The sequence below is a fragment of the Mycobacterium sp. E3298 genome, from assembly GCF_001666895.1.
Classification (GTDB): Bacteria; Actinomycetota; Actinomycetes; order Mycobacteriales; family Mycobacteriaceae; genus Mycobacterium.
Window position 1 is genome coordinate 1 of record NZ_LZJB01000552.1, and the last position, 7780, is coordinate 7780.

The 7780-nt window shown below is 69.6% G+C and carries 7 protein-coding genes; 4 read left to right on the forward strand and 3 right to left on the reverse strand.

Annotation, left to right across the window (positions count from 1 at the left end):
- From A9X05_RS25335 to mptB, 3 genes are all read right to left on the reverse strand, one after another.
- Positions 1-678 (reverse strand): ABC transporter permease (locus A9X05_RS25335; protein WP_231978470.1); only part of this gene is annotated, 678 nt, incomplete at its 3' end.
- A gap of 77 nt (positions 679-755) precedes the next feature.
- Positions 756-1691, reverse strand: a complete 936-nt coding sequence (locus A9X05_RS25340; protein WP_156736980.1) for an ABC transporter ATP-binding protein — start codon at positions 1689-1691, stop codon at positions 756-758.
- Positions 1692-1788: 97 nt separating this feature from the next.
- A complete protein-coding gene (mptB, locus tag A9X05_RS25345; protein ID WP_067784877.1) occupies positions 1789-3489 on the reverse strand; it encodes a polyprenol phosphomannose-dependent alpha 1,6 mannosyltransferase MptB in 1701 nt (566 codons plus the stop codon).
- Positions 3490-3612: 123 nt separating this feature from the next.
- On the opposite strand from mptB, the gene A9X05_RS25350 reads away from it, so the two are divergent.
- From A9X05_RS25350 to sufC, 4 genes are all read left to right on the forward strand, one after another.
- Positions 3613-4392, forward strand: a complete 780-nt coding sequence (locus A9X05_RS25350; protein WP_082971066.1) for a metalloregulator ArsR/SmtB family transcription factor — start codon at positions 3613-3615, stop codon at positions 4390-4392.
- Positions 4389-5849: a Fe-S cluster assembly protein SufB gene (gene sufB / locus A9X05_RS25355; protein ID WP_067784866.1), complete on the forward strand. Its 1461-nt coding sequence runs from the start codon at positions 4389-4391 to the stop codon at positions 5847-5849. Before A9X05_RS25350 ends, sufB begins: the two co-directional genes overlap by 4 nt.
- Positions 5846-7009: a Fe-S cluster assembly protein SufD gene (gene sufD / locus A9X05_RS25360; protein WP_067784868.1), complete on the forward strand. Its 1164-nt coding sequence runs from the start codon at positions 5846-5848 to the stop codon at positions 7007-7009. Before sufB ends, sufD begins: the two co-directional genes overlap by 4 nt.
- On the forward strand, positions 7006-7780 hold a 775-nt coding region (gene sufC, locus A9X05_RS25365; RefSeq protein WP_067784870.1), incomplete at its 3' end, for a Fe-S cluster assembly ATPase SufC. The genes sufD and sufC, both read left to right, overlap by 4 nt.

Here is a 7780-nt window from a genome sequence, read left to right on the forward strand (position 1 = left end):
CGCCGCGACCGCGCCCCACGCCGCCAGGACGGCGATGCCGAACCAGTCGACCGACAGGACCATCGCCCGCGACAGGGCCTCGGTGAGCGCACCCGAGGGGGTGAGCCGGGCCGCCCACTTGACCCCGGTCGGGATCATCCCGCTTTCGACGGTCAGCGCGCCGAGTCCGGCGAACACGAACCACAACAGGTTGGCCACCGCCAGCACGATCTCGGCCCGTAGCGTCCCGCCGAGCAACAGCCCGAGCGCGGCGAAGCCCGCGGTGCCCAGCGCGATGACCGCCGCGCCGAGCAGCAGCGCGGCCGGCGCGGGCCGCCAGCCCAGCGCAAACCCGATGGCGCCCAACAAGATTGCCTGCAGGAACACGACGGTGACCACGGCCAGCGACTTGCCGGCGATGATGCCCCAGACCGGCAGCGGGGTCGCGCCCAACCGCTTGAGCGCGCCGTAGCGGCGGTCGAAGGCGACCGCGATGGCCTGTCCGGTGAACGCGGTCGAGATCACCGCGAGGGCCATGATGGCCGGGACGAAGGTGGCGGCGCGGTTGTGGCCGAAGGAGCCGAACGGCAAGAGCGTCAACCCGACCAGCAGCGTGATCGGGATGAACATGGTCAGCAGCAGCTGCTCGCCGTTGCGCAACAGCAGCTTGAGCTCCAGGCCGAATTGCGCGGCCAGCATCCGCGGCACGGCGTTCGGTCTGGGGTCGGGTGTGAAGGTTCCCGCGGGGAAGACGTTCGATTGGGTCTTGTCCAGTTTCAAGGCCGCAACTTCCTGCCGGTCAGGTCGAGGAACACGTCCTCGAGGCTGCGCTGCTCGACGCGCATGTCGGTGGCCAGCACGTCGATCCGCGCGCACCACGCGGTGACGGTGGCCAGCACCTGCGGATCGACCGGACCCTCGACCAGGTACTCGCCCGGCGTCACCTCCGAGGCCTTGTACCCCTCCGGCAGCGCGGCGGTCAGCAGCGACAGGTCGAGTCGGGGCGGCGCGGTGAACCGTAGCTCGTCCTTGGCGCCGGCGCGCATCAGCTCGGCCGGCGTGCCGGCGGCGACGGTCGCGCCGTGATCGATGATGACCAGCCGATCGGCGAGCTCCTCGGCCTCCTTGAGCTGGTGTGTCGTCAGCAGCACCGTCACGCCGTCGCGGCGCAGCGCGTCGATCAGCTCCCACACCAGCAGCCGCGCGTGGGCGTCCATGCCCGCCGTGGGTTCGTCGAGGAAGACCAGCTCGGGGCGGCCGACCAGGGCGCAGGCCAGGGCGAGCCGCTGCTGCTGGCCGCCGGACAGCCGTCGGTAGGTGGTGCGGGCGGCGTCGGTGAGGCCCAGAGTGTCCAGCAGCCACGCCGGGTCCAGTGGGTCGGCGGCGTACGAGGCGACCAGGTTCAGCATCTCGCTCGCCCGCGCGGACGGGTACCCGCCGCCGCCCTGCAGCATCACGCCGATGCGGGTGCGCAGGCGGGCGTTGTCGGCGATCGGGTCCAGGCCGAGCACCTCGATGGTGCCGGCGTCCGGGCGCACGAAGCCCTCGCACATTTCGACCGTCGTGGTCTTACCCGCGCCGTTGGGACCCAGCAGGGCCAGCACTTCGGCGGCATGCACCTCGAGGTCGAGATCGGCGACGGCCGTGGTGGATCCGTAACGCTTGCTCACCCCGCGCAGCCGCACGACCGTTTCAGGAACGTCCGAGCTCACGAGCGCCGCTCTCCGCCGCGAGCGGGAGTTGCCCCCACCTCATCGCTTCGTCCCCCGCAAGCGGGCGGTACCCCCACTGCATCGTCGTCGGCGCGGCTCACGTGGAATCAGCGTAGGCGTCAGACACCGCCGCCGGGCGGGGGGTCTCGGCGGTCGTGGGCGCCGGCGCCGGTTCGGCCGTCGTCCCTTGCGTCTCGGCGCTGTCGGCCGGGAGTCGCCGCCACGGCAGGCGGGTGTAGGTCACCGCGATGAGCACCGCGACGATCACGGTGCTGGCCAGGGTCGCGTCCACGATCTGGAACAGCGCGAAGCGATCGCCGTTGGCGGTCGGGCCGAAGATGCCGACGACCAGTGTGATGACGATGACCGCGATGCGGAAACCGCTGCGGGTGGCCCAGGCGGCGAGCGGGATGATCGCCCAGAGCAGATACCAGGGCTGCACGACGGGGAACAGCAGCACCGTGACGCCGAGCGCCACGCCCAGGCCGCCGATCGGATGCAACCGGCCGCGGAAGACGGCCACCAACAACCAGCCGACCATCACCGTGATGATCAGCACACCGATGGCGCGGGTGAGCCCCAGCACCGCGGTGGTGTGGTCGCCCAGCCCCAGCAGGATGCCCACCTGCCCGGTGCCCAGGGCGAGCAGCGTCGGCGGCGACATCCAGCTGCGCACGACGTTGGCGGTGCCCAGCGTGTAGATCCAGCCGAAACCGAGGCCGCTGGCCCAGCCGACGAGCCCCATCACTGCCAGCGACAGCGCGCTCATCGCGCCGCCCGCCAGCAGCAGCGCCCGCAGGTTGCCCCCGCAGCGGTACGCCAGCGCCATCGTGACGAAGCCGAGCGCCAGCAGCGACGGCAGCTTGACCTGTGACGACAGCACGATCAGGACCGCGCCGGCCAGCAGCATGCCCAGCGGTTCCCAGTCGGGACCGGGCCGCCAGGAGGCCGGAAACAGCCGCGGCGAGTCGATGCCGCGCAGCGCGAACTCGGCGCCGGCCAGCATCAGCCCGAGCATCAGCGCCTCGTTGTGGACGCCGGCGACCAAATGCATGATGAGCAGCGGATTGGCCGCGCCCAGCCACAGCGCGCTGACCTCCGCGACGCCGCAGCGCCGCGCCAGCCGAGGGGTCGCCCACACGATCAGGCCGACGCCGATCAGCTCGACCAGCCGGTGGCACAGCACGGCGGCGACGATGTTCTCCCCGGTGATGGCCGAGATGCCGCGCCCGATCCACAAGAACAGCGGGCCGTAGGGCGCCGGCGTCTCCCGCCACAGCGTCGGGACCGACAGCGTGAAGACGTGGGACAGGCCGAGCCCGGACGCCGGCCCCACCCGATAGGGGTCGAGCCCCTCCAGGGAGATCTGGCTCTGGGCCAGGTAGGAGTAGACGTCTTTGCTGTACATCGGCGGGGCGATCAGCAGCGGCAGCGTCCACAGCAGCAGGGTGCGGTCCAGGTCGCCGCGAGACATCCGCCTGCTGCCCAGGGCGAAGCGTCCGAGCATCAGCCAGGCCAGCGCCATCATGACCGCGCCGGTGGTCGTCATCGTCAGGGACACGGTCTGAATCCGGGACGGCAGGTTGAGCAACCGCACCCCGAAGGTCGGGTCCTGGACCACGGGCCGGGCGCCGGCGCCCAGCGCGCCGATCGCCATCAGGATGGTGCCGGTCGCGCCGAAGAGGCGGGTGCGCTGCAGCGCGGTGAGCTCGGTATCGTTCAGCGGCGTCCCCACCGCCTGCTCGTCGCCATGCAGGCTGGCGATCGACGAGCTCAGCACGTGGTGGCGGGCTGCCATCAGAGCAGCGTAACCGGCGGGGTAGCCGCGCTCGCCTGCCAACCCGGCGGCGATCGCGAGCGTGGCGCAACGGGTCGCGGCTTATACCGACTGTGACCAGCGCAACGCCCGCGCAGGGGACCCTTGGTAGACCGATCCCCGGAATTGCGTCACACTGGTGTTGTGAAAATCCGAACCGGCCTCGACGACGCCGCCGTCGGCGCGGCGGTGCCGGATGGCCACACCCGCCGCGCGATCGTGCGCCTGCTGGTGGAGTCCGGATCGATCACCGCCGGCGAGATCGGTGACCGGCTCGGGCTGGCGGCCGCCGGCGTGCGACGCCACCTCGACGCCCTGGTCGAGGCGGGCGACGCGGAGTCGGTGCCCGCCGCGTCCTGGCAGCAGGTCGGTCGCGGGCGCCCCGCCAAGCGGTTCCGGCTCACCGCCGGGGGCCGCGCCAAGCTCGAGCACGCCTACGACGACCTCGCCGCGGCGGCCATGCGGCAGCTGCGGGAAATCGGCGGCGAGGACGCCGTCCGCACGTTCGCCCGGCAGCGGATCGACTCGATCCTGGCCGGCGTACCGTCGGCTGAGGGCGACGACGACGCCGAAGTCGAGGCGGCCGCGGAGCGGGTGGCCGGCGCGCTGACCAAGGCCGGTTACGTCGCCACCACAACGCGGGTCGGCGGCCCGATCCACGGCGTGCAGATCTGCCAGCACCACTGCCCGGTGTCGCACGTCGCCGAGGAGTTCCCGGAACTGTGTGAAGCCGAGCAGCAGGCCATGGCCGAGGTGCTCGGAACCCACGTGCAGCGGTTGGCGACCATCGTCAACGGCAACTGCGCCTGCACCACCCACGTACCTCTTACCCCGGCGCCCAGCCCGCGTCGCGACACCACGAGCATCGAAGGAGCGTCGTTATGACCCTCACGCCAGAGGCCGAGAAGGCCTTCAAAGCGGGAGAAGCAGAGCCGTTGACCCAGGAGCAGACGATCGCGTCGCTGGGCCGCTACGGCTACGGCTGGGCGGACTCCGACGTCGCCGGAGCCAGCGCCCAGCGCGGGCTCTCGGAGGCGGTGGTCCGCGACATCTCGGCGAAGAAGAACGAGCCCGAATGGATGCTGCAGACCCGGCTGAAGGCGCTGCGCATCTTCGATCGCAAGCCGATGCCGACGTGGGGCTCGAACCTCGCCGGCATCGACTTCGACAACATCAAGTACTTCGTGCGGTCCACCGAGAAGCAGGCCGCCTCGTGGGATGACCTGCCCGAGGACATCCGGAACACCTACGACCGGCTGGGCATCCCCGAGGCCGAGAAGCAGCGGCTGGTCGCCGGTGTGGCCGCCCAGTACGAGTCCGAGGTGGTGTACCACCAGATCCGCGAGGACCTGGAATCGCAGGGCGTCATCTTCCTCGACACCGACACCGGGCTGCGGGAACACCCCGAGCTCTTCCAGCAGTACTTCGGCACCGTGATCCCGGCCGGGGACAACAAGTTCTCCGCGCTGAACACCGCGGTGTGGAGTGGCGGATCCTTCATCTACGTTCCGCCGGGCGTGCACGTCGACATCCCGCTGCAGGCCTACTTCCGGATCAACACCGAGAACATGGGCCAGTTCGAGCGGACCCTGATCATCGTCGACGAAAACGCGTACGTGCATTACGTGGAGGGCTGCACCGCGCCCATCTACACGTCGGACTCGTTGCACTCGGCGGTGGTGGAGATCATCGTGAAGCCAGGTGGCCGTTGCCGTTACACGACGATCCAGAACTGGTCGAACAACGTCTACAACCTGGTCACCAAGCGGGCCCGCGCCGAGGCCGGCGCCACCATGGAGTGGGTCGACGGCAACATCGGCTCCAAGGTGACCATGAAGTACCCGGCCGTCTGGATGACCGGCGAGCACGCCAAGGGTGAGGTGCTCTCGGTCGCGTTCGCCGGGGAGGGTCAGCACCAGGACGCCGGCGCCAAGATGCTGCACCTGGCGCCCAACACGTCGAGCAACATCGTCTCCAAGTCGGTGGCCCGCGGTGGCGGCCGCACCTCCTACCGCGGCCTGGTGCAGGTGAACAAGGGCGCGCACGGGTCGCGTTCCAGCGTGAAATGCGATGCGCTGCTGGTCGATACGATCAGCCGCAGCGACACCTATCCCTACGTCGACATCCGCGAGGACGACGTCACGATGGGGCACGAGGCCACGGTGTCCAAGGTCAGCGACAACCAGCTGTTCTACCTGATGAGCCGCGGTCTGACCGAGGACGAGGCGATGGCGATGGTGGTGCGCGGCTTCGTCGAGCCGATCGCCAAAGAGCTGCCGATGGAGTACGCCCTGGAGCTCAACCGGCTCATCGAGTTGCAGATGGAGGGCGCGGTCGGATGACCGCCTCTGCTGCTGCCCTGAACAAGGGCGAATTGTTCGCGTCCTTCGACGTCGACGCCTTCGAGGTGCCCAGCGGGCGTGACGAGATCTGGCGGTTCACCCCGCTGCGGCGGCTGCGCGGGCTGCACGACGGCTCGGCTCAGGCCACCGGCAGGGCGCAGATCGGCGTAGGCGAGCAACCGGGCGTGCGGGTCGAGACCGTGCGCCGCGGCGACGAGCGGCTGGGCCGTGCCGGTGTGCCCACCGACCGGGTTGCCGCGCAAGCGTTTTCGTCGTTCAATTCCGCGACGCTGGTAAGCGTCGGTCGGGACGTGCAGGTCGCCGAGCCGGTCAACATCACCGTGACGGGTCCGGGTGCCGGGGCCGTGGCCTACGGGCATCTGCAGATCAGCGTCGCCGAACTCGGCGAGGCGGTCGTGGTGATCGACCACCGCGGGAGCGGAACCTACGCCGACAACGTCGAGTTCATCGTCGGCGACGCCGCCCGCCTCACCGTGGTGTGGGTCGCGGACTGGGCCGACGACATGGTCCACGTCAGCGCGCATCACGCGAAGCTGGGCAAGGACGCGGTGCTGCGCCACGTCGCCGTCACCCTGGGTGGCGAGGTGGTGCGGATGTCGGCCAACGTGCGCTACGCCGCCCCGGGCGGGGATGCCGAGCTGCTCGGCTTGTACTTCGCCGACGACGGGCAGCACCTCGAATCGCGCTTGCTGGTCGACCATGCGCAACCCAACTGCAAGTCGAACGTGCTGTACAAGGGTGCGCTGCAAGGGGATCCGTCTTCGCAGCTGCCCGATGCACACACCGTCTGGGTCGGCGACGTGCTGATCCGCGCCGAAGCCACCGACACCGACACCTTCGAGGTGAACCGCAACCTCGTGCTCACCGACGGGGCGCGTGCCGACTCGGTGCCCAACCTGGAGATCGAGACCGGCGAGATCGTCGGGGCCGGGCACGCCAGCGCCACCGGACGCTTCGACGACGAGCAACTGTTCTACCTGCGGGCCCGCGGCATCCCCGAGGACCAGGCGCGCCGGCTGGTGGTGCGCGGGTTCTTCGGCGAGATCATCGCCAAGATCGCCGTGCCGGAGATCCGCGAACGCCTGACCGCCGCCATCGAACACGAACTGGAAATCACGGAGAAGACAACAGCGTCATGACGACTTTGGAAATTAAAGACCTGCACGTAAGCGTCGAAGATCCCAACGCCCCCGAGGGCAGCCGCGAGATCGGAATCCTCAACGGTGTCAACCTGACCGTCAAGTCCGGTGAGACGCATGCGGTCATGGGCCCCAACGGCTCGGGCAAGTCCACGCTGTCCTACGCCATCGCCGGCCACCCGAAGTATCGGGTGACGTCCGGGTCGATCACGCTCGACGGCGAGAACGTGCTGGACATGAGCATCGACGAACGTGCCCGCGCCGGCCTGTTTTTGGCCATGCAGTACCCCGTCGAGGTGCCCGGCGTGTCGATGTCGAACTTTTTGCGCAGCGCCGCCACCGCCGTCCGCGGCGAGCCGCCGAAACTGCGGCACTGGGTCAAGGAGGTCAAGGCCGCCATGGCCGACCTGGACATCGACCCGGCGTTCGCCGAACGCAGTGTCAACGAAGGGTTTTCCGGCGGCGAGAAGAAGCGCCACGAGATTTTGCAGCTTGGGCTGCTCAAGCCCAAGATCGCCATCCTCGACGAGACCGACTCCGGCCTGGACGTGGACGCGCTGCGGGTGGTCAGCGAGGGCGTGAACCGCTACGCCGAGGCCGAGCACGGCGGCATTCTGTTGATCACCCACTACACCCGGATCCTGCGCTACATCCGCCCGCAATTCGTGCACGTGTTCGTCGGGGGCCGGATCGTCGAATCCGGCGGCCCGGAGCTGGCCGACGAGCTCGAGGAGAACGGCTACGTGCGCTTCACCCAGACCGATGGCGGCG